This is a genomic window from Nocardia sp. Root136 (genome assembly GCF_001427185.1).
GTDB classification, from domain to species: Bacteria; Actinomycetota; Actinomycetes; order Mycobacteriales; family Mycobacteriaceae; genus Nocardia; species Nocardia salmonicida.
Window position 1 is genome coordinate 1,125,760 of the sequence record NZ_LMFE01000001.1, and the last position, 24,872, is coordinate 1,150,631.

Below are 24,872 nucleotides of genomic sequence, written 5' to 3' on the forward strand. Positions count from 1 at the left end.
GCCCGGGCGCAGAACGCCCTTTCGACTCGATGTCATGTCGCCAGTATGCACAACAACGCGCGACCCGACAAGCGGTGAGGTTCGGGTCGCGGGGTCTGCCACCGAGTCGACGAGGCGGGCGGGCCCTGGTCAGCGACCAGATGCCCGCCCTGCCGGAGCGTCGCTACCGTGCGTCGGTCAGCTCGCGCGTGTCGGACTGCGCACCCAGCTGCGGGTAGGTCGGGTATTCGATGCCTGAGATGTACTGCACGGTCCGCACGACCTGGCACGAGTAGCCGAATTCGTTGTCGTACCAGACGTAGAGGATCGCGGTGTCGCCTTCGACGATGGTGGCGTTGGCGTCGATGATCGAGGCCGCGCGCGAGCCGATGAAGTCGCTCGAGACCGCGTCGGTGGCGGCGGTGTAGTCGAGGTTGCGGCTCAACGGGCCCGCCAGGGACACCTGACGCAGGTAGGCGAGGACGTCTTCCTTGGTCGTGTCCTGCTTCAGCTGCAGGTTCAAGATCGCGACCGAGACATCGGGGGTGGGAACGCGGATCGAGTTGCCGGTGATCTTGGCCTTGAAGTCCGGCATCGCCTTGGCCACCGCGGAGGCGGCGCCGGTCTCGGTGAGCACCAGGTTGAACGGCGCGGAGCGGCCGCGACGGTCGGCCTTGTGGTAGTTGTCGAGCAGGTTCTGGTCGTTGGTGAACGAGTGCACCGTCTCGACGTGTCCGCGAACGATGCCGAATTCGTCGTCCATGGCCTTGAGCGGCGGCACGATCGCGTTGGTCGTGCAGGAGGCGCAGGAGAAGATCTGCTGCGACAGGTCGAGGTCGCGGTGGTTCACACCGTGCACGATGTTGGGCACGTCACCCTTGCCCGGCGCGGTGAGCACCACCTTCGCGATGCCGGGGCGCAGGTGCTGCTCCAGACCGTCGCGGTCACGCCAGCGTCCGGTGTTGTCGATCAGGATCGCGTTGTCGATGCCGTAGGCGGTGTAGTCGATCGTCGTCGGGTCATCGCTGTAGATGAACTTGATGACGTTGCCGTTCGCGGTGATCGTGTCGTTGTCCGCGTCGACCTTGATGGTGCCGTTGAAGTGCCCGTGCACCGAATCCCGGCGCAGCAGCGACGCCCGCTTGGCCAGGTCGTCGTCACCACCCCGGCGGACCACCACCGCGCGCAGGCTCAGCCCGTTGCCCGACCCGGCCTTCTCGATGAGCAGCCGGGTGACCAGCCGCCCGATCCGCCCGAACCCGTAGAGCACCACATCGCGCGGTCCCTGCGAGACGGCCTTGTTGCTGTCGCTCACCTCGGCCAGCACCGAGGTGGTGTACTCCTCGACCGAGAGCCCACGTCCATCGGCGTGATAGGCCATCACGAGCTGGCCCAGGTCGATCTTGCACGGTCCCAGATCCAACCGGCTGATCACCTGAAGGAACGGCAGCGTCTCGTCCACCGACAGCTCTTCGCCGCCGATCTGGCGCGCGAAGCGATGCGTCCGCAGAATGCTGATCACCGACTTGTTCACCAGCGACCGACTGTGCAGCAGAATCGTCACACCCTTGCTGCGGTACAGCGTCCCGATGATCGGAATCATCGCCTCAGCAGCAGCTTCCTGAGCGTTCCAGCGATCAAGTTGTTCGGTAGTCAACACACGTCCTCTGGTTCATCGATATTTCCGCTGCATCGATGCTAGTGAGGGCGAAATTTTCACCGTAGACCACTCCCCACCGGTGAGATCGGCGTCGCACCCAGCCGGCACGAGCGCCGACGTCACGCCGGTTCGCTCAGCGCCCGATATCCCACGCCGGCCGGGACAGATCCGGATGCGGCGAGCACCGCAACCGATCGAGCGCTTCCTGACGTTCCGGTGTGCGTCTGCCCCGATCGAGGAGTGCGACGGCCAGCACCCCGCCGGTGACATCGCCGCGCGCGATCAGCAGGTCGGCGGCGCGGCACCAGCCGTCGCCTCGAATCAGAACTTGCCTGTGTGGTGTTCGGTCCGGTGGCCCAGCTCGGCGGTGAACTCGGTGATGAACTCGTCGGTCAGGGGCGGCCAGCCCCAGAAGTCGAAGGCGAGGGTGCCGAGGGCGAAATCGTCAGCCCATCGCCAGGTGGTGATCGGGCTCGCTGTCGTGCAGGAGGCGCAGGTTGCCGAACCGTCACCGGATTCGATCCAGGCGTCGATCGCGTCCGAAAATGGTTGCCACACTGCGGGATCGGCTTCCCAGGCCTGCGGGTAGTCGATGATCACCGTGGTCGCCGCGCAGTGGGGACAGATCGCGGCGGCCGGTTCGATGCCACCCTGGCCCGCGTAGTGGGCGTTTCTGCCGACGATCACGGCGACCGGCGCGGGGATCCAGTCCTCGCCCCAGTTCTGGGCGATCTCAGCCCAGTCCGGGCCCGCCACATACCCTTCGTCGACCTGGAGGCTGTACATCGCGTCACGCGAGGTCTCTCGAAGCAGCCATCGCCGCGACACCATCCAGTCGACCATCCGCTCCGCCAACGCACCCGCGTTCGCGTCCGCCACCTCGAGATCGACGATCCGTTCGAAGAAATCACCCACCTCCGCATCCTGCCACCGGGGACCGACCTTGTCCCGGGTGTGTCGGCGCCCGACGATCGAGGCGGGCACCGCGGTCAGGTCCCGGCAGTCCAGCGGATCTGGGCTGGTTTAACCCTCGCGCACAACGGGTTTCCGGTCGTATCGGTGAGACCGAGTCGAGCCTCGAGCACTCCCGATTCCGTCGCGGCAGCCAGAACCTCGGCAGGCACGTCGGCGAGCATCAGTTTGGCCCGCCGGAACATGGTGACGGTTCCGGCGTCGTCGACGGTGCCCCAGCTGAGGTAGAGGAAGCGCTCCCCTGGTCTGCCCTGGATATAGGGTCCGCGGACGTCGGCGCCGTCGACGGTGCACTCCACAGTCCACGTGACGGAATCCGCGTCGCCACGCTGCAGGTCGAGCAACTCCTGCGGACGATTCTTCCGCTGCACGCCCACGTGGATGTTCGAGTACGCCGTCTCGATACCCGGCGGTCGGCAGGACAACCCTGGCAGTTGCGTCCCCACGATTCGGATGAGCATCCGACCATCCTCGTGCATCTGACCGACCGAAGGACACCGCTGGTCGAGGTCGGCACGTAGGGTGCCGACCTCGACCGGGCGGTGTGACGATCAGCTCACGTCGGCTGTTTTCCTCGAAGCGGGCGACGCCGCCACAGCCTTCGTCGGCGCTCCCGGCCACCACACCTTGTCGCCGAGCAGCGCGAACAGCGCGGGGACGACCAACGTCCGCACCACGAACGTATCGAGCAGGATGCCGATTCCGACCACGATGCCCAGCTGGGTCAGGGTGATCAATGGCAGCACACCGAGAACACAGAACACCGCGGCGAGGACGACACCGGCGCTCGTGATGACGGCCCCAGTGGAGGCGACGGCGCGCACCATCCCCTGAGTGGTGCCGTGGGTACCTGCCTCCTCGCGCGCCCTGGTCACCAGGAAGATCGTGTAGTCCACACCCAGCGCGACCAGGAACAGGAAGCCGAACAGCGGCACGTTGGTGTCCAGCGCGGGGAAGCCGAAGACCGTGCCACTGATCCAGCTGCCCGCCCCGAGCGCGGCGACTGCGCTGAGTACCGTGACGCCGACGAGCAGCACGGCGGCGGGCACCGCGCGTAGGAGCGCCAGCAACACCAGCAGCACGACGGCGAGGATCAGCGGAATGACCAGCGCCTGGTCTCGGCGGGCGGCGTCGCGGATGTCGAGTGCCTCGGCGTCGGAACCGCCGACGAGGGCCTCGGCTCCGGGAACCCCGCCGACCGCTGTCCTGATCGCCGAGATGGTGGTGAACGCTTCCGCCGAACCCGGTGCGGCGTTCAGAACGACCGACCACCGCGTCGAACCGCTCGCGGACGTGCCGGTGGCGGTGGCGCGCGAAACGCCCTGCACACCGTCCAGTGCCGCCTGCGTCTGCGCGGTGGTCGCGCTGCGCGCGATCACCACAGCCGGATCCGAGGAGCCCGACGGGAAGTGTTCGGCCATCGTCTCCAGTCCGTCGACCGACTCGGCCTCGACCCGGAACTGCTCGGTCCGCGAGAGGCCGATGTCGGTGGTCGCGAGTCCGGTCGCGAAGACGATCAGCACCGCCGAGGCCGCCCCGGCGACGATGGCCGGGCGTCGCACGACCTGCGTCGCGACACTCGCCCAGATGCCCTGCTCGGCCGTATCGCGACCGTCCGCCAGCGGCACGAACGGCCAGAACACCCGCCGCCCGCACAGTGCCAGCAGGGGCGGCAACGCGGCGAGCACGAAGATCAACGCGACCACGAGACCCGCCGCGGCGAAGGCGCCGAGGCTGCGGGTGTTGGGCAGCAGCGCCAACAGCAGGGTGAGCAGAGCGAGGACAACGGTGACATTGCTGGCGACGATGGCGGGCGCGGCACGACGCACCGCGGCGCGCAACGCCGCGCGATGGTCGGTGTGCCGATGCAGTTCGTCGCGGTATCGCGACACCAACAGCAACGCGTAATTGGTTCCCGCCCCGAAGACCAGAACGCTGGTGATGCCGGAAGTCGAGCCGTCGAAAGAGAGTCCGGTCACGTCGGCCAACAGCGTGCCGACGCTGGTGGCGACGCGGTCGGCGAAGGCGACCACCGTCAACGGCACCAGCCACAACACCGGCGAGCGATAGGTGACGATGAGCAAGACCATCACCACGATCGCGGTGACGATCAGCAACAGCGAGTTCGCACCGGAGAAGGAGTCTGCGATGTCGGCGCCGAACGCCGGGCCGCCGGTGATCTGCACGCGCAGGGTATCGGGTAGATCGGTGGTGACCTGGGTGCGCAGTTCGCCGATCCGGTCGGTGAGCGCGAACCCGTTGAGCTGCGCGGACACCGGAATCTGGGCGAGCACGGCACGTCCGTCGGGAGCCGGAATCACCCGGGCGCCGTCAGTCGGCGAGACGCCGACCCTGGTAAGCGCCGCGTTCACCGCAGCGAGGTCGCCGGGCGTCAGCGTGCCGTCATCGGTGCGCGTCGCCACCAGGATCGCCGCAGCCGTTCCGGCATCGGGAAACTTGGCGGCGGCTTCGGCGGCCGAGGCCGATTCCGCCGACTTGGGCAAGGATACCGGCGCCTGGCCCGCGCTGTCGTTGCTGCCCGCCAGCCCCATCACGGCCATGGCGGCCGCGACGACAACCAGCAACACAGCCCACGATCGTCTGCCGGTGACCAGCCCGGCGAAGCGGTCCCATCCGTTTCCTCTGCTCGCTCGCATCACAAGAAAACTATTTCAGAAACTTAAGCAATCGGCAAAGCCCATGGTTGCGGCAGCTAAGCTCTCTGTCGAGCAGAGACAGGAGATCGCGCGTGGATGACGACACCGCCGACACAGAACCAGCCGTCGGTCGGCCGGAGTTGGAGACCGAGATAGCCAGGGATCTGCGTGCCCTGACCGCGATCTCCGAACAGATCGGTCATGCCTTCGCGCGATCTCACGACCTGCGCCCGAACGATTTCCGCGCCCTGATGCATGTCGCGACCGCCGACGCGGAGGGCTCGCCGGTGAGCGCGGGCCAGTTGAGCAGGTTGATGGGTGTCTCCGCACCGGCCGTCACCTACCTGGTCGAGCGCATGATCGAATCCGGGCACCTCGAACGCATGTCCGACCCGACGGACCGACGGCGAGTCAACCTGAGCTATACCGACCACGGCATGTCGGTCGCGTCCGGATTCTTCGGACCGCTCAGCGCCCGCACCCGCGCCGCGCTGGCCGCACTGCCCGATGCCGACCTGACCGCCGCCCACCGCGTACTCGTCGGCGTCACCTCAGCGCTCCGCGAGTTCTACGCCGAGCTACCGGCGTCGGGGAATCCTGCCGAATAAGCGCCACGGCCCGAGCTGACGCCGCCGATTCAGCCGAACGCTAACTCTCGCCCGTAACGCGCAGACCGGGTGCACACGTCAGCATTCGATCGGCAATTGTCCGGCAATCGATTCGATCGATAGGTGGTCTCGGTCGAACCGGGGCGTCCCCCACTTCGGGTGGCGGATCGTGACACCTCGTGAGCACCGATCTTTACCGGCCAACAGCCGGTCGCCCGATCGCATTCATCTTTCGCGATTGCGCCGCTTCTTGTTAAAAGGAATCCAATTCGGTAAACTCTGGGCAACCCACGAATGTGGATACTGCACCCCTGCAGACCATTTCGTGGGCATGCGATTCTCGATGATGCACCACGACACCGAGCTAACACTCGCGCGCGAAAAAAGAGGGAGCATCACCCTCGTCGTCACTACAACCACCACAGGTGGTCCACTGACAATGGATTCGAACATGTAGAAGTTTCCGACAGGACCTGCATCCATTCAAACGGCGGATCGCTTGGTGTCGAGTGGGCGGTCCTCAGCATCACCGAGGAGTCGACATGACCAGCAACACATCTGCGGTGCACGACGTCACGCCCGAGGCAGAGCCCTTCCAGCGGCAGGCCATCGCCGAGGGGATATCCATCTCGGCCGCGTTCATGCTCGTCATTGTGGCGGCGGTCTCCATTCTGCAAGGGATCTCCGCGATCGCGGACGACCAGCTGTATGTGGCCGGCATCGAATACGTCTACGAGTTCGACACCACGACGTGGGGCTGGGTTCATGTCGTGCTCGGCGCCCTCGCGCTGATCTGCGGCATCGGCCTTGCGATCGGATCGACGTGGGGTCGATACGGCGCGCTGGGAATCGCCGCGTTGGTCATTGTCGCGAACTTCATGTCGCTGCCCTACTACCCGGCCTGGTCCATCGTGATCATCGCGCTGAGTGTCGTGATCATCTGGGCTGTCTCCACCTGGCGACCCGAACGCTGAGTCCTCGTCGGATGTCTCCCCGATAGCTTGTCCACGGGTGAGCGAGGCGCCGACCAGGAGGAACGATGGCGTCCCTGTCGATCGACCAACGCGATCGGTTGCACCACAACGATGTCGGCGCGTACACCGTCGGCGTCGAGGAAGAGTTCGTGCTGATCGACCCGGCCACCGGATGCCCGTCCCTGACCAACACCACCGTGGCGGCAGCCGAGACCGGCGTCGATGTGCAGCTGGAACTCTCGCAATGCCAGATCGAGACCTGCACCCCCGTCTGCGCGAGTATCGAGGAGGTACATCGCGAGGTTCGACGGGCCAGGGTCGCGATCATCGCCGCCGCGGCTCGGTCCGGTTCGCTTCCGCTGGCGGTGGGGGTGCCGATCTGGGGCCCGCCTACCGGTTCCATCACCGACACGCCGAGATACCGGCGCATGGCCGAACACTTCGGGGCGCCGGCCGAGCAGGTGACCTGCGGTTGCCATGTCCATGTCTGCGTCCCCGAGCGCGACCTCGCGGTGCAGGTCAGCAATCACCTACGGCAATGGCTGCCCACCCTGCTGGCGTTGACAGCGAATTCGCCGATCACCGAGGGCATCGATACCGGGCACGCCAGTTGGCGCCACATGGTGTGGGCGCAGTGGCCGAGCGCGGGACCACCACCGTATTTCCGGTCAGCAGCGCACTACGACGACGTCGTCGCCCGACTCGCGCGAGACGGACAGATCCTCGATCCCGCGATGGTCTATTGGGATATTCGATTGTCCGCCCACCTGCCCACCATCGAAATCCGGATCAGCGACGTGCCCGCCACCGTCGTGGAAACCGCCCTGTTGGCGAGTTTCGTGCGGGCCCTTGTCATCACCTCGGTCGCCGCCGTCGACCGTGGGCACCTCGCCGTTCCGATCGCCGGCGCGCGCCTGCGCTCAGCGTGCAGCTACGCCGCCCGCGACGGCCTCTCCGGCACGCGATTCCCCACAGCCCTCACCCAACTGCTCTGCCACGTCCGTTGCGCCCTGGAGGAATCCGGTGACTACGAATTCACCCGCGACGCGTCGGCGGCAGTACTCACCGGCGGCAACGGCGCCGTCCGGCAACGCGGTGCCCTGGTGGCCGGCGGCCCGGCCGACGTCGTGGATGTGCTCTCGCGCCTGACCGTCGAAGGGTGCGAAGCCGACGATTCCCAGTGGGCGATATGACCAGACCGGTGAGTCCTGAGCGAGCAGGCGGTGGATGATGCGCGACGACAATGAATCTGTGCAGATCGATCAGGTGATCGAACGCCTGATCGCCCGTTTCCCCGCGGAGTCACCGGCGGAGATCGAGCTCCTGGTGCGCCGTATCCATGAGCGGTTCGCCGATGCCCGTGTCCGCGATTTCGTTCCACTGCTCGTCGAGAAGGCCGCTCGGCAAGCTGTCGGCGTCTACCCGATCGAGGTCACCGGCGAGGACCCGCACAGTGTCCCGTCCATGGCTACGATCTAGTTGATTCACTCACCCTGATGAAGGGCCCCCATTGAGAGAAGGACGGCGAGCTATGGCCGCCACGCACACGGTGCACGCGGGCCCGGTGGCGACCGCCTCCACCCGCGCACGAGTGCGCTGAGGCACCCGACCATGTCGTGGAAGGACCGCGTCACCGCGTTACCCGGGGTCGCGACAGCCCGCGGATATCGTCGTGCGTGGCTGCGAGCCGATATCACCGCGGGCCTCGTCCTGACCGCGTTGTTGATCCCCGCCGGGATGGGCTATGCCGAAGCAGCGGGACTTCCCGCGTACGCCGGGCTCTACGCGACCATCGTGCCGCTGCTGGCCTACGCCGTGGTCGGACCGTCCAGAATCCTGGTGCTCGGCCCGGATTCCTCACTCGCCCCGCTGATCGCGGCCGCGGTGCTACCACTGGCCGCCGTCGACGATCCCGACCGTGCGCTGGCCTTGGCCGGAGTCCTCGCCGTTCTCGTCGGGCTCATTCTGCTCGTCGGCGGATTCCTTCGGCTCGGGTTCGTCACCGAACTGCTGTCCAAGCCCATCCGACTCGGCTACCTGAACGCGATCGCGCTCATCGTCGTGGTCGGGCAGCTGCCCAAACTGCTCGGCTTCTCCGTCGATGCCACCGGCGTGCTCGCCGAGATCGCCGAGATCTGGCAGGCCGTGGTCCACAGCGATATCGATCCCGTCGCGGCCGCGATCGGCCTCGGCACGCTCGCTGTCATCGTGGCCTTCCGCTGGTGGCTGCCTGCGATACCAGGTGTGTTGGTCGCGGTAGCGGGCGCTATCGCGATCTCGGCCGCCGCCGGACTCACCGACGACATCGGCATGGTCGGCGCCCTGCCCGAAGGCCTGCCGCTGCCTTCCATCGGCGGCATCGGCTGGGACGACATCGGGCATCTGATCGGACCCGCGGCAGGGATCGCGCTGATCGCGTTCGCCGACAGCGGCGTGCTGTCGCGGACCTTCGCTTCCCGGCACGGGGAAGATGTCAACGGCAGCACCGAGATGAAGGCGATCGGGGTCGCCAATGTGGCGGGCGGTCTGTTCGGTGGATTTCCCGTCTCCGCGAGCGGGTCGCGAACTCCGGTCGCCGAACAGAGCGGCGCCCGCACGCAATTGGCGGGCGTCGTCGGCGCACTCGCCGTTCTGCTCTTCGTGCTGCTCGCCCCCGGGCTCACCGCGTACCTGCCCGACGCCGCACTCGGGGCGGTCGTGATCGTCGCGGCCACCGCGTTGATCGATATCCGCGGCATGGTCCGGATGTGGCACATGAGTTCGGTGGAATTCGCCCTCGCGACAGCCGCGTTCGTCGGAGTCGCGTTGGTCGGCGTGCTGCAGGGCATTATCGTCGCGATCGGACTGTCCTTCGTCGCGGTGGTCGCGCGGGCCTGGCAGCCCTACCGCACCGAACTCGTCCGGACGTCGGACCGTCCCGGCTACCACGACGTCGAACGCCACCCCGACGGACAGCGCATCGCGGGCCTGGTGCTGGTGCGGTTCGACGCACCCCTGTTCTTCGCCAACGGACAGATCTTCGACGACTACGTTCGCTCGGTCGTCGCCGATGCTCCGCCCCCGATCGAATGGGTCATCATCGCCGCCGAACCCATCACCGATCTGGACACGACGGCCGTAGACGAACTCGTCGATCTCGATAATTACCTCGCGGGCAAGGAAATTCAATTGAAATTCGCCGAGATGAAGGGACCGATCAAAGACAAGCTGATCCGGTTCGGCGTCGGTGATCGATTCAACCGGACGCACTTCTATCCCACCGTCGAAGCCGCGGTCGATGCTTTCCACCATCGAACCGACCGTGCCGCGGACAGTTGATCCGCCGCCACTGCGACTGATCGATCCCGCGAACTCAGCCCGGCGAAACGGGCTGGAAATCCACCAGTTCGTCCGCCCCCGCCCGCACTGTTCCGGCACAGGATTCGGGCACCTCGTTCCATGCGCCGGGAAGGTCGCGCAGTGGTTCCGACACCACGAAGCGGGTCTGGTCGCCGAGGCGGTGCAAGACATCCAACTCCGGATGCAGAGCCCGCAGGTCAGCGATCTTTGTCGAGAAGAACAGCGACCTGGACTGTCGTTCACTCGAGTAACGAAAGATCCACAGGGATTTTCCATCGGTCGTCGCGACGGTCATCTGGACCGGATTCTCCACCCGGCGCATACGCCCGACATCTTCGACGAATCCGACCGCGCGAGCGACGGCACCGAGGGGATCGTCGGTGAGGCCGAAGGTCAACGCCAGGTAGAACAGCGTCTCCGAATCCGTCGATCCTTCGAGGTCGCAGAACAAATCTGGATCGATCGCGGTGATCAGGTCGCGGCGGACCTCGCGGAACCCGCGCAGGGCTCCGTTGTGCATCCACAGCCATCGCCCGTGCCGGAACGGATGGCAGTTACTCCGCTGCACCGGTGTCCCGGTCGACGCGCGGATATGGGCGAGGAACATCGACGCCCGGATCTGACCGGCGATCTCACGCAAATTCCGATCGTTCCACGCCGGTTCGATGCTCTTGAACACCGTGGGCTCGTCGCCCTCCCCATACCAGCCGATCCCGAAACCGTCACCGTTGGTCGTTGTTACCCCGAGTCGGGAATGCAAACTCTGGTCTATCAATGAGTGCCGCGGTTTGAACAACAGTTCTTCAGCGAGAATCGGCTCCCCTGAGTAAGCCATCCATCTGCACATACATCTATTCAAACAGACCGAACCGCCGATGTTAAGAAGCCTGGATATCGGGCACGCTTTTACGACGTGATCTGCCCGAGCATCACACGCTTCAGATAGGCGTGCGCGACCAGCGTGCAGTAATGCTGCCCTTTGAACGCCTCCGGGATACCGGGGGTGTCGAAGGGGACGTACAACGCCTTGGACGGGATATGCAGGACTCCGCCGGCATCGATGGTCGTGGTGGGGAATTCGGCGACCCACTCCTGACCGGTCGCCGCGACGGTGTCCGGGTCGATGACGATGTCGCGAGACTTGTGCACCAACGCTTTTCGTTCGTCGTGGGTGAGATCCTTGGTGACCTCGCGCACCGTCCGCTCGTTGACCTCCGCGCAGGTGCCTTCCTCGCCCGTGACGTGCGCACCGTATTCGGCGGCGATGTGATCGGCCGATTTCCCCTTGCACCGCACCTGTTTCGGCTGGGTCTTCCCGGCGTCCTCATAGGTTGTGTACCGCGTGGTGGTGAGCGGGCGAAGCTGCGGCTTGGACGCGGCGAAACCGGCCGCGTCCGGATAATCCACATTGTCGAGGGTTCCACCCTCGTGTTCGAACTTGCGCGGGTGCAGATCCGCGGTCTGCGTCTGCGCGCGAATGCACAGGTTGCCGTAGTCGGTCGGGTCCGCCCCCGCGGGCGCGGCCGAGAGCGGGCTCAGCGCCACGGCGGCCAGGGCGAGAGCGAGTGTGGAAACACGCCGAGTTGATACGAACACGCGATTCTCCATTCCTGGAACAAGGTTTCGTATAGGAAACACCGTTCCGATGAGAGAAACAAGAGCGCTCGCGAGGTCGCGCCACAGGATCAGTGCTCGCGCAGCAGCCTGCCCGCACCCTGCGCACGGTCGTCCAGGCCGTGCTCGCGCAGCGCATGCCACAGCGTGGCGGCATTGATGGCGACAACGGGCTTGCCGAGTTCACGCTCCAACTGGTCGGCGAGCGCGACGAAGGACAGGTTGGTGCCCACCTGGACGATCGCTTGCACATCCGGTCCGTCGATGTCGGCGACGACCTCGCGTAACCGGTCGGCCTCGACGCGGGCGATGTCCGTCGCGGTCGCACAGCGCAGTCCGGTGATCGCGGCGACGTCGAATCCCGCCTCGGTGAAGAACCGGCCGACCTCTCTGTCCGCGATCGGCTGATACGGCGAGAACACCGCGATCCGACGGCAACCGAGTTCCTCGAGAGCGGCCCGGCAGGCACTCGCACCGGTCGTCACGGGTAATCCGGAGCGCTCGCGCAGGCGCAGTTCGAAGGCCGCGTTGCCCGCTACCCCACCCCAGAAGGTCTCGGCGGACATGCCCATCACCAGGCGATCGGGTTCGGCGGTCAGCACATCGCGCACCGCGGTATCGATGGAGGTGCGAATCTGACCGAGGAGGGCTTGGAAGTCCTCGTCGTTGCCCATCACCGGGTTCGGGATGTACATCGATCCCGAACGGTAGGTGATGCCGGGCAGCGCGGCCCGCCAATAGTCGTGTTCGACAACAGTGTTCGTGCTCGGCACGATCACACCGAAGACGGCTCGGGTGCCGACAGCGTTGGTCATCTGCTCATTCCTCGGGAGGTCGGGTGGCGCGCCGGGTCGGTAGCCCGCGCCAGTAGGTCGTCGACGGCGCGATGCGCCCGGCTCCGATCGGCCGCCCGGTCGAGCAGCAGCGCGTCGACGAGCAACGGCGAGACAATCGCCATGGCGGCCTCCTCGACGTCGCACTCGGCGTCGACAGCGAGCGCGCGGACCGAACGATGGATCGGCGCGAGCAAGTCCATGACGTAACGCTGACGCAGCGGCACGCAGTCCGGATCGGTGGCCGAGGCGGTGACGAGCGCGCGTAGGAAGGCGGCAACGGGTTTGTCGCGCAGGCGATCACACAGCAGATCGACTTCGGCGTGCAGATCGGCGGCCGGGTCGCCGGACGGTTGCGGACCTGGGTGCGGGGCGACGGCGATCAGGGCCGCGAGGAAGTCACGCGGCATCGGCCAGTGCCGGTAGATCGTGGTCCTGGCCACGCCCGTCACCGCGTGCAGGCGTTGCGGCGTCAACGCGGCGCCGCCCTCGGTGAGCAAGAGATCCAAGGCCGCGGAGAGCACGAGCTGTGCGGTCTCGGCGGCGGGACCGGCTGGGCGTCCTGGCTTGCTCACAGGAATAAACGATACATCTTGTCTTGGTTATTAATAACCAGTACATTCTGTAGTGGAATTACCTTTCGCTTCAGGAGGACCCCATGCGTCCACATGTCGAAATCATCGACGAACGCGATCTGATCCAGCACCCCGCCGAGTTCCAGCACGCCACCGGCAGTGCCGAACAACGCAATCTCAGCTACGACGAGGAAGACGGCTCCGCCTCGCTCAAGGTCCGGTTCACCAGCGACTGGTCGCGGCCCGCCGGCGTACACCACGCCGCGACCGAGTGGTACGTGCTGTCCGGCCAGGTCACCATCGGCGATACCGAACTCGGTCCCCACGGCTTCTGGATGGCGCCGACCGGGGTGTGGACACCGGCCGTCTCCGTGGCCGAGGGCACCGAGATCCTGCTCTTCCGCGAAGGCGGCGACTGGCATTTCGATATCGCCGACGCGGACCGCGATTTCGTTCGCGAAGACCAGAAACTGGTTGTCCTCGACACCGCGGCGATGCCGTGGATCGACGTCAAAGACGGCAGCCCGATGCGCTTCGACCTGGGCGGCACCCCCGTCCCCGGCCTCTACATCAAGCTCCTGCAGCGCGACGTGACGACCGGCTTCTACACCCGTCTCATCAAGGCCAAGCCCGGATGGCGCGAGGAACCCCTCGCCCATCACCCGTGCAGCGAGGAGGCCTACTGCCTCGACGGTGGTTTCGACTACAACTTCGGAAAGATGTGGCCCGGAACCTATTTCTGGCGGCCTGCCCTGATTCGCCACGGCGACTTCACCGCCGACGCGGAACACGGGTGCACCTGGATCGTGCGCTCCGATGCCGATCTCGTCGACTGGTACACCGACAACGCCAAGATCGAAATATCCGGCGACCCGACGAACTGGGGACCGGACTTCGCGCACAGCCTCGCACCGCGACTGGTCGAGCCGGTCCGCTCCCGTTCCATCGGACAGTGGACCGACCCCACCTACCAGTAATACGACACCGCCGTCGCTCCCCGCGGCGCGGTCGGCGGCGGTGATCAGCTGCCGTCCGGGCCACGCCGCAGGTAGCGACCGTGCGCAGGCCCCACCAGTTGCCCCTTCCGCACGATGTGGTTTCCGCGCAGGAACACATCGGTGACGCTCGCGGTCATCTCGAAGCCTTCGAAAGGTGTGTATTCCTGCGCGGATTCGGAGTCCGCCGCCCGCACCGTCCATCGGGTGACCGGGTCGACGAGCACGACATCCGCGTCGTATCCCGCGGCCAGGTACCCCTTGCGGCTCAGCCCGTAACGGCGGGCGGGGTTGGCCGCGGTGAGTTCGGCGATGCGTTGCAGTGACAGGCCACGTTTGCGTCCCTCACCGACCAAGCCGGGAAGCAGATATTCGGCGCCACCGAAGCCGGATTTGGCGAGGAACACATCCTCACGATCGGCGCCGAACTTCTGTTCGGCCCGGCAGCACGCGTGATCGCTGACCACCCAGTCGATCTCACCCGCCAGCAGGTGCCGCCACAGCGCCTCCACATCGGCGCGCTCGCGCAGCGGCGGATTCACTTTGCCGCCGATACTGTGGGCGGTGTCGACATCGGCGAGCAGGTGGCCGATGGTGACCTCGCGACGGAAGTTCACATTCGGGAACGCCTCGGCCATCGTCAGCGCGGCCGCCACTGCCTTCTCCGACGACAGATGCAGCAGATTGATGTTCGCCAGGCCCGTCTCGTGCGCGAGATAGGAAGCCATCGTGATCGCGAGGCCTTCGGAATGCGCTGGGCGCGAGGCACTGTAGGCGCGCAGCCCGGTCTGCGTGCTGTCCTGTTCGACCAGCGCGGTGTAGGCGGCCATGATCTCGGCGGTCTCGCAGTGCAGCGACAGCGAGAGGTGGTCGCCGTACTTCTCGCGGGCGCGCTGGATTCCCCGCATCACGAATTCGAAGTGGGCCAGGTCGTAGCGTTCGGTCGGCGGGATCATCAGGAACTCGGCCTGGTCCGATGATCGGCCGTGCAGGCCGTGGCCGCCGTAGAACATGAAGATCTTGAACGAGGCGATGCCGAATTCTTCGACGAGATAGGGGATTTCGTCGATGTGCTCAGCGGTCATCGGCGCCAGGTGCAGGCCGTAGTCCACCTGGGATCGCCCGGCCATCCGGTCGAGGACCTCGGGGACGAAATCGCGATAGGAACCACCGCGGTTGAGGTAGTAGCGCCCGGTACGCATGTAGGTCAACGAGGTGGTGACGCCGCCCTGGGCGCAGGCCCGGCTCTCGCTCTCGGTGTCGGCGGCGAGATCGCGGTAGATCCCCCAGTGCTGGTGGGCGTCGACGACGCCGGGGAAAGCGAGCAGGCCGTCGGCATCGATCACCCGCGTCCGGTCATCGACGGGCAGGTTCGGGCCGATCGCATCGATCGAGCCCCCGGAGATCGCGATGTCGAGGGGTTCGGGACTCTCCGAAAATGGGCCGTGCGGACGTACTACGCGGGCATTGCGGATCAGCAGTTCGGTCGCGGGCACAGCAACCCTCCAAGTTTCTCTGTGCGAAACAGTATTTCCACTTTGGCGATCATCGCAGTAGCATGCGCTGGTAGTCAATGTCGCGAGCTCCCTCACCGTTTCGGTACGGGAAACGCTCGCGGCGTGAAGGAGTGAGCAATGGTGCAGTCGCTAGCCGGAATCCGGGTGCTCGATGTGGCGACGCTGTTCGCCGGCCCACTGGCGGCCACCCTGCTCGCCGATTTCGGCGCCGACGTCGTCAAGATCGAGCATCCGAACGGTGATCCGGTGCGCAGCCACGGCGCCCAGCGCGACGGGGTCGGGCTGTGGTGGAAGATGCTCGGCCGGGGCAAGAAGTCGGTGACGCTGTATCTCGGCTCGCCGCAGGGCCAGGAGATCTTCCGGCGCATGGTCGCCGACGCGGATGTGGTGATCGAGAACTTCCGGCCCGGCACCCTCGAACGATGGGGACTCGGCTACCCCGAACTGCGTGCCATCAACCCGCGCCTGGTGCTGGCACGGGTCACCGCATTCGGCCAGTTCGGGCCGTACGCGCGACGGCCCGGCTTCGGTACGCTCGCCGAGGCGATGAGCGGTTTCGCGGCCGTGACCGGTGAACCGGATGGCCCGCCCACCCTGCCGCCCTTCGGGCTCGCCGACGGAATCGCCGCTCTGACAACAGCGTTCGCGATCATGACGGCGCTTCGTGCCCGCGAGCACGACGGTCACGGCCAGCAGGTCGACCTCGCCATCATCGAACCGATCCTGACCCTGCTCGGCCCACAGATCATCGCCTACGACCAACTCGGCGAGCTACAACCCCGGATGGGCAATCGGTCATCGAACAACGCGCCGCGCAACACCTATCGCACCGCCGACGGGGGCTGGGTCGCGGTCTCCACCAGCGCGCAATCGGTCGCCGAACGGGTGGTGCGGTTGGTCGGACGACCCGATTTCATCGACCGCCCGTGGTTCGCCTCCGGCAGCGAAAGGGCCGGGCACGCCGATGAACTGGATGCGGCGGTCGGGGGCTGGATCGCACAGCACAGCACCCAGGAGGTGATACACGCCTTCGACAATGCCGAGGCCGCGGTGGCGCCGATCTATACCGCCGCCGACGTGTTGGCCGACCCGCAGTTCCGGGCTCTCGGATCGATCATCTCGCTGCCCGACGACGAGCTGGGCCAGGTGCGTATGCAGAACATCCTGTTCCGGCTGTCGGAGACGCCGGGCGAAATACGGTGGACCGGGCCGACTTTGGGCGCGCACACCGACGAGGTACTCGGTCGCTACGGCGTCGACGCGAGCGACATCGCCGAGCTTCGCGCTGCCGGGGTGATCCGATGACAGCGACACCACGATCCCAGGAGTCCGCCGTGCCCGAAGAAGCCGCCATCGATCCGTTGATCGTGGCCGTGCGAGGCGATATCCGGTTGATCGAGTTGGGGCAGCCCTTCTTCACCGGCATGCCGTGCTCGCCGAATCATCCCGGCTTCCGCATGACGTTGGCCCGCCGACATGGTGACATGGTGCGTGCCGACGGCGGCTCGGCCGCCAACGAGATCATCGTGACCGGCGGACATGTCGGCACCCACATCGACGCGCTCAGCCACGTCAGCCACAACGGCGCATTGCACGGTGGGGTCGACGCGCAGGAGGCGCAGCGTGGCGGCATGTTCAGCGCGCACGGCGCCGAACATCTGCCCGGCATGCTGCGCCGCGGCGTTCTGCTCGACATCGCTCGGGTGCACGAGATCGACACCCTCCCAGGTGGCTACGAGATCACGGTGGACGATCTGGAAGCGGCGGCCCGGCAGGCTCGAGTCCAGGTGACGGCGGGCGACGTCGCGCTGATCCGCACAGGATGGTCGCGGCTGTTCGACGAACCCGGCGCCTACCTGGGCCAGGCAACCGGAGTCCCGGGGATCGGCGTCGACGCGGCCCACTGGCTCGCCGATCACGAGGTGTCGGCGACCGGTTCCGACACCACCGCCTACGAGTGCATAGCGCCGGGAGCGGGCCACAGCATCTTGCCGGTGCACCGGGTGCTCCTCGTCGAATCCGGCATCTACATCATGGAGCACCTCGCGCTGGAGGATCTCGCCGATGCCGGGATCAGCGAATTCGCTTTCCTGCTAGCCCCTTTGCGCATTGTGGGCGGCACCGGCTCCCCTATTCGCCCGCTCGCGGCGGTCAGCCGATGAACGACGCCACCATCGTGGCGCGAGTGGCCGCCTTCGCCGCATCGGCGCGCGAGCGTGGCGTCGGGGACGAGCTGCGCACCAACGCCGCGCAGCGAGTGCTCGATGTGCTGGGCAACAGCATCGCCGCGCTCGGGACGTCACCGGCACACGCCGTGCGCACGGTGATCACGGAGTGGGGCGGCGCACCTCGGGCCACGGCACTCGGCCTGCCGGGACGCTGGCCCGATGCGAGTGCCGCGCTACTCGGCGGAACACTCGCGCATGCCATGGATTTCGACGACACTCATCTGCCCTCGGTCTTGCATCCCTCGGCGACGGTAGTGCCTGCCGCCCTCGCGGTCGCCGAATCCCGCCATGCCGATGGTGCCGCGCTGCTGGATGCCATCGCCGTCGGGGTGGAAATCGCGGTCCGCGTCGGCATGGCGGGCTACAACGAAGCGCTGGGCAATTCGGTCTTCTTCGAACGTGGGCTGCACGCGACAGCCATCTGCGGCACCCTCGGTGGCGCCGCGGCCGCTGCGATGCTGTCCGGCGCCGATGCCGACGGCATCGCCCACGCGATCGGCATCGCGGCGAGTATGGGCTCGGGTCTGCTGGAAGCCAACCGCACCGGCGGCACGGTGAAGCGGGTGCACTGCGGGTGGGCCGCACACTCCGCGGTCACCGCCGCCGCCCTCGCGCGCGCCGGGTTGACCGGGCCGCCGACGGTCTTCGAGGGACGATTCGGGCTGCTGCAAGCGTTCTGCGGCGAGCAGAGCGACCCGGACGCGATCCTCGACGGTCTCGGTACCCGCTGGGAGCTGCCCGGCGTGTTCTTCAAGCCCTACCCCTGCAACCATTTCACCCACGCGGGCATCGACGCGGCCCTGCGGCTGCGCGCCGACGGCATCACCGCCGACGATATCGAGCGCCTCGAACTCGGTGTGCCGACCGCGGTATCGCGCACCATCGGCGAACCTTACGCCGACAAGATCCGCCCGAAATCGGGCTACCACGCCGCCTTCTCCGGCCCGTACACGGTGGCGGCCGCACTACTCGGTGGTGGCGGCCTCGGAGTGTTCCACCAAGACTTCACCGATGCGGCGGCCGCGGACCCCGACCGGCTCGCCCTCGCGGCTCGGGTCACCTGTGTCGCGGATCCGCGCTGCGACGCGATCTTTCCTCAGCAGTTCCCCGCTGTTCTCACGGCCTGGTTGCGCGACGGTCGCGTCCGTACCGAGCGCGTCGACGTGAACCGGGGTGGCCCCGGTAATCCGCTGTCCGCAGCCGAACTCGCCACCAAGTTCCGGCTCAACACCGAACGCACCTTCTCCGGCGAGCAGGCCGACGAAATCAGCAAGGCGGTCGCCGATCTGGCGAGTCAGCCCGGTCTGGACGCTGTGATGGCACTGCTGCGGGAGGCGCGGTAGCGACGCGGTGCGGCGACAACGGCTACGCGTCGACCGGTGCGTTTCGGGCCGGTTCCGGGAACAGACCGGCCCGGCCGAGGAGAGCGGGCACCGGCTGCCCGAGCAATTCGCCCAGCCACGAACCGGTTTCGATGACCCGCTCGAGCTGGACGCCGGTCTCGATGCCCATCCGGTCCAGTGTGTACAGCAGATCCTCGGTGGCGATATTGCCCGTCGCGGCGGGCGCGAAGGGACAGCCGCCGATGCCACCTGTGCTGGTATCCAGGATGCGGACGCCGGCGTTCAGCGCCGCAACGGCATTGGCGTAGCCGGTGTTTCGGGTGTTGTGGAAATGAAACCGCAGGTCCGCATCCTGGGCGATCCTCGCCGCGCCGGTGGCGAGCGCGCTGACTTGATCCGGGATGCCGACGCCGATCGTGTCGGCGAGGGCGATCTCCTCGGGTTGCGCCTCGGCGACTCGGCGCACGAGTTCCAGCACCGCCGATTCGGCGACGTTTCCCTCGAAGGGACAGCCGAACGCCGCGGCGATCGTCACCGTGCGGCGCACCCCCGCATCTTTCGCCCTGGCCGCCAACGTCATCCAGCGCTCGATCCCCTGCTCGGTCGAGCAGCCCTGGTTGCGCAGGCTGAACGAATCCGTGGCGACGACCACCACATTGATCTCGTCGACACCCGCCGCCAGCGCGCGATCCAAGCCGCGGTCATTGAATATCAGCCCGGCGTAGGACACGCCGTCGATCCGCGGCACTCCCGCCATGACGGCCTCCGCGTCCGCCATCTGCGGCACCCGCTTCGGGTGGACGAAGCTGACCGCCTCGATCCGGCGCAGTCCCGCGTCGACGCTGCGTCGGATCAGCCGAATCTTGTCCTCGACCGTGATGATGACCGGCTCGTTCTGCAGGCCGTCCCTCGGCGCGACCTCGACCAACGTGATGTTCACAGATCCTCCAGCTTGCTGTCGACACAACGCTCCCGGCGCGGGGCAGCCGCGCCATCTTGCCGGTCTGTTCCGCTACGGGATACATTGTATCCAATCTGGCGGTTCGCGATATGTCCACCGCGATATCGACGCAGGCACCACGGAATGGAGACGACCACATGGCAGTCGAGGCGACAACACCGACGGGTCCGCTTGCCGACCTGCGGGTAGTGGAGATGGGTCAGCTGCTCGCCGGACCGTTCGCCGGCCAGCTGCTCGGCGATCTCGGCGCCGAGGTGATCAAGCTGGAATCCCCCGGCACCGGCGATCCGATGCGGCAGTGGGGCCGGGAGCAGTCGGCGGGCAAGTCGCTGTGGTGGCCGGTGGTGGCCAGGAACAAGAAGTCGGTGACCTGCAACCTTCGCGATCCCGGCGGGCAGCAGCTGGCACGGCAGCTGATCGAGCGCGCCGATATCGTGATCGAGAACTTCCGGCCCGGCACCATGGAACGCTGGGGCCTCGGGTTCGATCGGCTCCGCGAGCGCAATCCGGGGCTGATCATGGTGCGTGTCACCGGATACGGCCAGTCCGGGCCGTACTCGCCGCGCGCCGGATACGGCTCCATCGGGGAGGCCATGGGCGGAATTCGCTATGTGACAGGCGATCCCGACCATGCCCCGGCCCGAGCGGGCATCTCGCTCGGCGACTCGCTCGCCGCGGTCTTCGCCACCATCGGAACCCTCGCGGCGGTGCACCACCGCGCGAATACCGGGCGCGGCCAGATGGTGGACTCGGCCATCTACGAGGCGGTGCTCGCGATGATGGAGTCACTTCTCCCCGAATTCGCGGTCACCGGGTATCAGCGCGAGCGCACCGGATCGGTGCTGCCGAATGTCGCACCCAGCAATATCTACCCCACCCTCGGTGGCGAGATGATCCTGGTCGCCGCGAACCAGGACACCGTCTTCGCCCGCCTCGTCAAGGCCATGGGTCGCCCCGAACTCGCGACCGACGAACGGTATTCGACACACAACGCCCGCGGCGCCCGGATGACCGAATTGGACGACCTGATCGCCGCGTGGACCGCGACCTTCGAGACCGAGGAGTTGCTCGCGCAGTTGCACGCGGCGGGCGTACCAGCGGGCCGGATCTTCACCGCGCGAGATATGTTCACCGACCCGCACTTCGCCGCGCGCGAGGCCATCGTGCGACTCGCGCATCCGGAATTCGGCGAACTGCCGATGCAGAACGTCTTCCCGAAACTGAGCGAGACCCCGGGATCGGTGCGCCATCCCGGCCCGGAGCTCGGCGAACACAACCAGGATGTCTACGGCGGCCTGCTCGGTCTCGACGAGAAGGCCATCGGCCGGCTCGCCGCCGACGGCGTCATCTGAGAAGGAGGCCGCCATGACCGATCGTGCGGGCGAATACCGTCGCTCCGGCTACAGCGCGCGCCTCGGCGCGGGCAACTCCCCCGCCGTGCTGGTGGTCGACATCTGCGCCGCCTACGTCACCGACGGCTCACCGCTGCGCGCACCGGTGGAGGACGCGGTGCGCGCCGCCGCCGCCGTGGTCGCGCAGGCACGAGAATCCGGGCTGCCGGTGATCTTCACCCGGGTCCGTTTCGAGCCGAATGGTCCCGACGGCGGGCTGTTCCGTCGCAAGGTGCCCGTGCTTCGGGTCTTCGAGCAGGGCAATCCGCTCGGCGACTTTCTCGACGACCCGGCACCGGCCCCCGGTGACGTGATCATCACCAAGCAGTACCCGAGCGCTTTCCACGCAACTCCGCTGGCAGCGACGCTGGCCGCCCAGCGCGTAGACACCCTCGTCATCGTCGGTCTCACCACCAGCGGTTGCGTGCGCGCCTCGGCGACCGATGCGATGCAGCACGGTTTCCGACCACTGGTCGTCGCCGACGCCTGCGGCGATCGTGACGCCGCCCTGCACGAGGCCAACCTCACCGACCTCGACATCAAGTACGCCGATGTCCTCGGCCTCGAGGAAGCCCTCGCGGTACTGCGCTGAACCGGAGCCCTCGGATCGACTGATGGTTCCGCCGCCTAACTCGGCGACGGAACCATCAGCACCGCACTGTGTTTCAGCGCAATTCGATGGTCACCGTGGGGTCGGATCCCGCGGCGGCGCGATCGATGCACTCGCGCGCCTCGGCATCACCGAGCTGGGCGCGGAACCACAGTGCGGTCCACCGTGCGGCGGCGTACACCGACTGATCACGAGGAATGGTCGACTCGTGCAGGTCGGGTGCGGCGCCGGGCGGGTTGTTCTGATCGACGAGGCCGAAATGGTTCGCCCCGACAAGTCTGACGAAGGCCGCGGTCGGCGCGCCGGTCAATCGGGTGAAGGTGTCGTAGGCCTCGACGGGTTCGGAGACGCCGTCGAGTGTGCCGTTGATCAGCATCGTCGGAATGTCGTTCACCCGCACCGGATCCACGCTTGCGCCGATCGTGGTGTTGGTGCCGTGGCCGACGATCGCGCGCAGTTCGGGCGGGTGCCGATACGACACACCGAAGCAGAACGGCAGCTGGCATCGGTTCGCGGCGGCGTAGAGGGCCGTCGCGCCACCGAAGGAATGCCCCGCGGCCACCAGGGTTTCCGGGTCGACGACGGTTCGCACCGGCGAGGACGGGTCCCCCGGTTGAGCGTGCGCCCACGCCGCGATATCGGTGAGCGAGTATTCACTGGCCAGGCTGCGGTCGACGAACGGCAGCGGGTAGTGCTCGGGAATCACCACCACGAAGCCGTATCCGGCGAGTTCGGTGGCGAACCGACCGTAGTACTCGCGCTTGACATCAGCGCCGGGCAGCACCGCCGCCACCGGTAGTGCGCGATCGGCGCCCAGCGGATACCAGACCGTGGTCGCGTCACCGGCGATGTGGGTCTCGAACTGTGCGACGCCGGTCTCGGCGAATGCGGGTGCTGGTGTCGTCACAGTCACCGAGAGCAGACAGAAGACAGTCAGGAAGAAGGCACGCATGGAGCCCCCCGTTTCGGTTGCAGAAACAGCGTTTCGGTATGAAACTATGGCGGAACGGTACTTGGAAACACTGTTTCCCGAAAGTCGAGGACGAGGATTCCCATGGGCCAACATCCGCACGGTTGGTGGATCGTGCTGCACCTGACGCTGTTCGTGTTCTGGCTCGGCGGCGATCTCGGCGTGTTCTATTCCAGCCGGTCGGTGATCGATCCGGCGCTCACCCCGCCCGCCCGCGCCACAGCGCTGACGATCATGAGCGGCTTGGATCTGGCGCCGAAGATCTGTCTGGTCCTGTTCCTACCCAGCGGAATCACGCTGATGGCACTGGAGCCACACGGTGCGAGCCTGTTCGGCATCGCCCTGTTTCCCTGGTGGTCGGTCGTGCTGGTGTGGATCTTCGCCGCGGGCTGGTTGGCGCTGGCGGTGCAGGCACACCGCACGCACGGGAAAGTCTCCTCGATCCGTCGCGCCGACCTCACCATCCGGATCGCGGTGATCGCGACCATGGCCGGAGCAGGCGGCTACGCCCTGCTGGCGAGCGAGCCGTTCGGCGTCACGACCAACCCGCGCTGGCTCGGCGCGAAAATTCTGCTGTACACCCTGGCGATCGCCGCGGGGCTCGGCATCCGAATGACCCTGCGCCCCTTCGGCGCGGCCTTCGGCACCCTGATGACCGAGGGGTCGAGCGAGGCCGTCGAGCGCACCTTGCGGCGCAGCGTCGACGGTTGCCTCCCCTATGTGTGGCTGATCTGGGGCAGCGTGCTCGCGGCGGCGGCACTCGGCGTCGTCAAGCCCGGTGCCCAGCTGTGAGACGCGGCTACACCGTGTAGCCCAGTTGGGCCGAGATCGCCCCGGCCGCCTTCAGCAGCATCGGAACACAGTCGGCCATGCGCGGCTGGAAGCGCGAGAGCGGACCGCACACACTGATCGCGGCCACGACCCCGCCGTCGTGGTCGAGGATCGGCGCGGCGATGGAGGCCGCCCCGATCTGACGCTCTCCCATCGAGATCGCATGACCACGCTTCTTCGTGGCGTTCAGTTCCGTGCGCAACTTGCGGGCCGTGGTGATCGTCGCGTCGGTGAACGCGGTCAACTCGTGCCTGCTCAGATATTCGTCGATCTCCTCCTTGCGCAGGAACGCCAGGATCACCTTGGAGGAGCTGCCCGCGTACAGCGGGTACGGCACACCGAGCACGACCTCCATCCGCAATTCCTGATCCGGCACCACCTGATCCACGTACAACCTGGTGTCGCCGCGGCGAATCGACAGGGTGGCTGTCTCACCGGTCACCGACGCCAGCCTGCGCAGCTCCGGCGCGGCCATCACCCGAAGATCGGTGCGCGCCAGATACGCCCGGCCGAGCGCGATGGCGGCATGCCCGAGTGCGTAACGCCGCGTGGCGGGTTCGAGAGTGATGAGGTCGCGATTGCGCAGCGCGGTGAGAATCCGGTGCACCGCGGCCTTGGTGATACCGAGTTCGGTGGCGATCTCGGTGACGCCGAGGTCGGGCCGGCCGCTACGGCCGAACAGCAGCAGCACGTCCATGGCACGCTCGACCGCGGCGATCGACCGGCTCTGGTTGTCGGATTCGATTTCGGGCACAACGACAGTCTAAGTGGTCGATTTCCCGATGGGAAACACCATCCCCATCGTGCTCACGCTT

24 protein-coding genes are annotated in these 24,872 nt (G+C 66.8%); 12 read left to right on the plus strand and 12 right to left on the minus strand.

The window, feature by feature from the left end:
- Positions 1-163: 163 nt before the first annotated feature.
- The 4 genes from ASD42_RS05405 to ASD42_RS05420 form a co-directional block, all read right to left on the minus strand.
- Complete coding sequence (locus tag ASD42_RS05405) at positions 164-1,582, minus strand: glyceraldehyde-3-phosphate dehydrogenase (RefSeq protein ID WP_371852068.1); 1,419 nt, start codon at positions 1,580-1,582, stop codon at positions 164-166.
- Between the two features lie 378 nt (positions 1,583-1,960).
- Positions 1,961-2,554, minus strand: a complete 594-nt coding sequence (locus ASD42_RS05410) for a hypothetical protein (protein WP_056815497.1) — start codon at positions 2,552-2,554, stop codon at positions 1,961-1,963.
- Positions 2,555-2,628: 74 nt separating this feature from the next.
- Complete coding sequence (locus tag ASD42_RS05415) at positions 2,629-3,072, minus strand: DUF5990 family protein (RefSeq protein ID WP_056815501.1); 444 nt, start codon at positions 3,070-3,072, stop codon at positions 2,629-2,631.
- Between the two features lie 90 nt (positions 3,073-3,162).
- Positions 3,163-5,268: an MMPL family transporter gene (locus ASD42_RS05420; RefSeq protein WP_056810970.1), complete on the minus strand. Its 2,106-nt coding sequence runs from the start codon at positions 5,266-5,268 to the stop codon at positions 3,163-3,165.
- A 92-nt stretch (positions 5,269-5,360) separates the two neighbouring features.
- On the opposite strand from ASD42_RS05420, the gene ASD42_RS05425 reads away from it, so the two are divergent.
- From ASD42_RS05425 to ASD42_RS05445, 5 genes are all read left to right on the plus strand, one after another.
- Complete coding sequence (locus ASD42_RS05425; protein WP_056810973.1) at positions 5,361-5,876, plus strand: MarR family winged helix-turn-helix transcriptional regulator; 516 nt, start codon at positions 5,361-5,363, stop codon at positions 5,874-5,876.
- A gap of 542 nt (positions 5,877-6,418) precedes the next feature.
- Positions 6,419-6,850: a DUF7144 family membrane protein gene (locus ASD42_RS05430; protein WP_056810977.1), complete on the plus strand. Its 432-nt coding sequence runs from the start codon at positions 6,419-6,421 to the stop codon at positions 6,848-6,850.
- A gap of 65 nt (positions 6,851-6,915) precedes the next feature.
- Positions 6,916-8,043, plus strand: a complete 1,128-nt coding sequence (locus ASD42_RS05435) for a glutamate--cysteine ligase (protein WP_056810979.1) — start codon at positions 6,916-6,918, stop codon at positions 8,041-8,043.
- 58 nt (positions 8,044-8,101) lie between these two features.
- On the plus strand, positions 8,102-8,329 hold the full coding sequence (locus ASD42_RS05440; RefSeq protein ID WP_307591946.1) for a three-helix bundle dimerization domain-containing protein: 228 nt from the start codon (positions 8,102-8,104) through the stop codon (positions 8,327-8,329).
- A gap of 132 nt (positions 8,330-8,461) precedes the next feature.
- Positions 8,462-10,168 (plus strand): SulP family inorganic anion transporter, encoded by a 1,707-nt coding sequence (locus ASD42_RS05445; protein WP_056810981.1) that lies wholly within the window; start codon positions 8,462-8,464, stop codon positions 10,166-10,168.
- A 34-nt stretch (positions 10,169-10,202) separates the two neighbouring features.
- Here the strand turns inward: ASD42_RS05445 and ASD42_RS05450 are convergent, their stop codons facing one another.
- From ASD42_RS05450 to ASD42_RS05465, 4 genes are all read right to left on the minus strand, one after another.
- On the minus strand, positions 10,203-11,024 hold the full coding sequence (locus ASD42_RS05450) for a class II glutamine amidotransferase (protein ID WP_056810984.1): 822 nt from the start codon (positions 11,022-11,024) through the stop codon (positions 10,203-10,205).
- A 71-nt stretch (positions 11,025-11,095) separates the two neighbouring features.
- Positions 11,096-11,785: a hypothetical protein gene (locus ASD42_RS05455; protein WP_131817094.1), complete on the minus strand. Its 690-nt coding sequence runs from the start codon at positions 11,783-11,785 to the stop codon at positions 11,096-11,098.
- Positions 11,786-11,874: 89 nt separating this feature from the next.
- Positions 11,875-12,618 (minus strand): maleate cis-trans isomerase family protein, encoded by a 744-nt coding sequence (locus ASD42_RS05460; RefSeq protein ID WP_056810990.1) that lies wholly within the window; start codon positions 12,616-12,618, stop codon positions 11,875-11,877.
- Positions 12,615-13,211, minus strand: a complete 597-nt coding sequence (locus ASD42_RS05465; RefSeq protein ID WP_056810993.1) for a TetR/AcrR family transcriptional regulator — start codon at positions 13,209-13,211, stop codon at positions 12,615-12,617. Before ASD42_RS05465 ends, ASD42_RS05460 begins: the two co-directional genes overlap by 4 nt.
- Before the next feature lie 83 nt (positions 13,212-13,294).
- On the opposite strand from ASD42_RS05465, the gene ASD42_RS05470 reads away from it, so the two are divergent.
- Positions 13,295-14,188, plus strand: a complete 894-nt coding sequence (locus ASD42_RS05470) for a DUF4437 domain-containing protein (RefSeq protein ID WP_056810996.1) — start codon at positions 13,295-13,297, stop codon at positions 14,186-14,188.
- A 44-nt stretch (positions 14,189-14,232) separates the two neighbouring features.
- Here ASD42_RS05470 and ASD42_RS05475 read toward each other — a convergent pair whose 3' ends face one another.
- Complete coding sequence (locus ASD42_RS05475) at positions 14,233-15,702, minus strand: dihydroorotase (RefSeq protein ID WP_056810998.1); 1,470 nt, start codon at positions 15,700-15,702, stop codon at positions 14,233-14,235.
- Between the two features lie 138 nt (positions 15,703-15,840).
- Between ASD42_RS05475 and ASD42_RS05480 the strand changes: the two genes are divergently transcribed.
- The 3 genes from ASD42_RS05480 to ASD42_RS05490 are packed head-to-tail and all read left to right on the plus strand — an operon-like array spanning position 15,841 to position 19,294.
- On the plus strand, positions 15,841-17,028 hold the full coding sequence (locus tag ASD42_RS05480; RefSeq protein ID WP_056811001.1) for a CaiB/BaiF CoA transferase family protein: 1,188 nt from the start codon (positions 15,841-15,843) through the stop codon (positions 17,026-17,028).
- Entirely contained in the window at positions 17,025-17,885 is an 861-nt protein-coding gene (locus ASD42_RS05485) for a cyclase family protein (protein WP_056811004.1), read from the plus strand. The genes ASD42_RS05480 and ASD42_RS05485 overlap by 4 nt, the downstream gene beginning before the upstream one ends.
- On the plus strand, positions 17,882-19,294 hold the full coding sequence (locus ASD42_RS05490) for an MmgE/PrpD family protein (protein WP_056811007.1): 1,413 nt from the start codon (positions 17,882-17,884) through the stop codon (positions 19,292-19,294). The genes ASD42_RS05485 and ASD42_RS05490 overlap by 4 nt, the downstream gene beginning before the upstream one ends.
- A 22-nt stretch (positions 19,295-19,316) precedes the next feature.
- Here the strand turns inward: ASD42_RS05490 and ASD42_RS05495 are convergent, their stop codons facing one another.
- Positions 19,317-20,234 (minus strand): hydroxymethylglutaryl-CoA lyase, encoded by a 918-nt coding sequence (locus ASD42_RS05495; RefSeq protein WP_056811010.1) that lies wholly within the window; start codon positions 20,232-20,234, stop codon positions 19,317-19,319.
- A gap of 158 nt (positions 20,235-20,392) precedes the next feature.
- Here ASD42_RS05495 and ASD42_RS05500 point away from each other — a divergent pair, with 158 nt between their 5' ends.
- Together ASD42_RS05500 and ASD42_RS05505 are read left to right on the plus strand one after the other, a co-directional pair.
- Positions 20,393-21,607, plus strand: a complete 1,215-nt coding sequence (locus ASD42_RS05500; RefSeq protein WP_056811013.1) for a CaiB/BaiF CoA transferase family protein — start codon at positions 20,393-20,395, stop codon at positions 21,605-21,607.
- Positions 21,608-21,620: 13 nt separating this feature from the next.
- On the plus strand, positions 21,621-22,238 hold the full coding sequence (locus tag ASD42_RS05505) for an isochorismatase family protein (RefSeq protein WP_056811015.1): 618 nt from the start codon (positions 21,621-21,623) through the stop codon (positions 22,236-22,238).
- A gap of 73 nt (positions 22,239-22,311) precedes the next feature.
- Here the strand turns inward: ASD42_RS05505 and ASD42_RS05510 are convergent, their stop codons facing one another.
- Positions 22,312-23,208 carry a poly(ethylene terephthalate) hydrolase family protein gene (locus ASD42_RS05510; protein ID WP_056811018.1) on the minus strand — a complete coding sequence of 299 codons (897 nt, stop codon included), beginning with the start codon at positions 23,206-23,208 and terminating at the stop codon, positions 22,312-22,314.
- Positions 23,209-23,310: 102 nt separating this feature from the next.
- On the opposite strand from ASD42_RS05510, the gene ASD42_RS05515 reads away from it, so the two are divergent.
- Positions 23,311-24,018 (plus strand): hypothetical protein, encoded by a 708-nt coding sequence (locus ASD42_RS05515; RefSeq protein WP_056811021.1) that lies wholly within the window; start codon positions 23,311-23,313, stop codon positions 24,016-24,018.
- A 7-nt stretch (positions 24,019-24,025) separates the two neighbouring features.
- Here ASD42_RS05515 and ASD42_RS05520 read toward each other — a convergent pair whose 3' ends face one another.
- Positions 24,026-24,811 carry an IclR family transcriptional regulator gene (locus tag ASD42_RS05520; protein ID WP_056811024.1) on the minus strand — a complete coding sequence of 262 codons (786 nt, stop codon included), beginning with the start codon at positions 24,809-24,811 and terminating at the stop codon, positions 24,026-24,028.
- Between the last annotated feature and the right edge of the window lie 61 nt (positions 24,812-24,872).

What these genes read in the sequence shown, in the direction of transcription:
- ASD42_RS05430 (WP_056810977.1), top strand. Translation starts at nt 6,419, where the DNA reads ATGACCAGCAACACATCTGCGGTGCACGACGTCACGCCCGAGGCAGAG.
- ASD42_RS05490 (WP_056811007.1), top strand. Translation starts at nt 17,882, where the DNA reads ATGAACGACGCCACCATCGTGGCGCGAGTGGCCGCCTTCGCCGCATCG.
- ASD42_RS05510 (WP_056811018.1), bottom strand. Translation starts at nt 23,208, where the DNA reads ATGCGTGCCTTCTTCCTGACTGTCTTCTGTCTGCTCTCGGTGACTGTG.
- ASD42_RS05515 (WP_056811021.1), top strand. Translation starts at nt 23,311, where the DNA reads ATGGGCCAACATCCGCACGGTTGGTGGATCGTGCTGCACCTGACGCTG.
- ASD42_RS05470 (WP_056810996.1), top strand. Translation starts at nt 13,295, where the DNA reads ATGCGTCCACATGTCGAAATCATCGACGAACGCGATCTGATCCAGCAC.
- ASD42_RS05435 (WP_056810979.1), top strand. Translation starts at nt 6,916, where the DNA reads ATGGCGTCCCTGTCGATCGACCAACGCGATCGGTTGCACCACAACGAT.
- ASD42_RS05505 (WP_056811015.1), top strand. Translation starts at nt 21,621, where the DNA reads ATGACCGATCGTGCGGGCGAATACCGTCGCTCCGGCTACAGCGCGCGC.
- ASD42_RS05485 (WP_056811004.1), top strand. Translation starts at nt 17,025, where the DNA reads ATGACAGCGACACCACGATCCCAGGAGTCCGCCGTGCCCGAAGAAGCC.
- ASD42_RS05450 (WP_056810984.1), bottom strand. Translation starts at nt 11,024, where the DNA reads ATGGCTTACTCAGGGGAGCCGATTCTCGCTGAAGAACTGTTGTTCAAA.
- ASD42_RS05480 (WP_056811001.1), top strand. Translation starts at nt 15,841, where the DNA reads ATGGTGCAGTCGCTAGCCGGAATCCGGGTGCTCGATGTGGCGACGCTG.
- ASD42_RS05420 (WP_056810970.1), bottom strand. Translation starts at nt 5,268, where the DNA reads ATGCGAGCGAGCAGAGGAAACGGATGGGACCGCTTCGCCGGGCTGGTC.
- ASD42_RS05500 (WP_056811013.1), top strand. Translation starts at nt 20,393, where the DNA reads ATGGCAGTCGAGGCGACAACACCGACGGGTCCGCTTGCCGACCTGCGG.
- ASD42_RS05445 (WP_056810981.1), top strand. Translation starts at nt 8,462, where the DNA reads ATGTCGTGGAAGGACCGCGTCACCGCGTTACCCGGGGTCGCGACAGCC.
- ASD42_RS05405 (WP_371852068.1), bottom strand. Translation starts at nt 1,582, where the DNA reads ATGATTCCGATCATCGGGACGCTGTACCGCAGCAAGGGTGTGACGATT.
- ASD42_RS05415 (WP_056815501.1), bottom strand. Translation starts at nt 3,072, where the DNA reads ATGCTCATCCGAATCGTGGGGACGCAACTGCCAGGGTTGTCCTGCCGA.
- ASD42_RS05460 (WP_056810990.1), bottom strand. Translation starts at nt 12,618, where the DNA reads ATGACCAACGCTGTCGGCACCCGAGCCGTCTTCGGTGTGATCGTGCCG.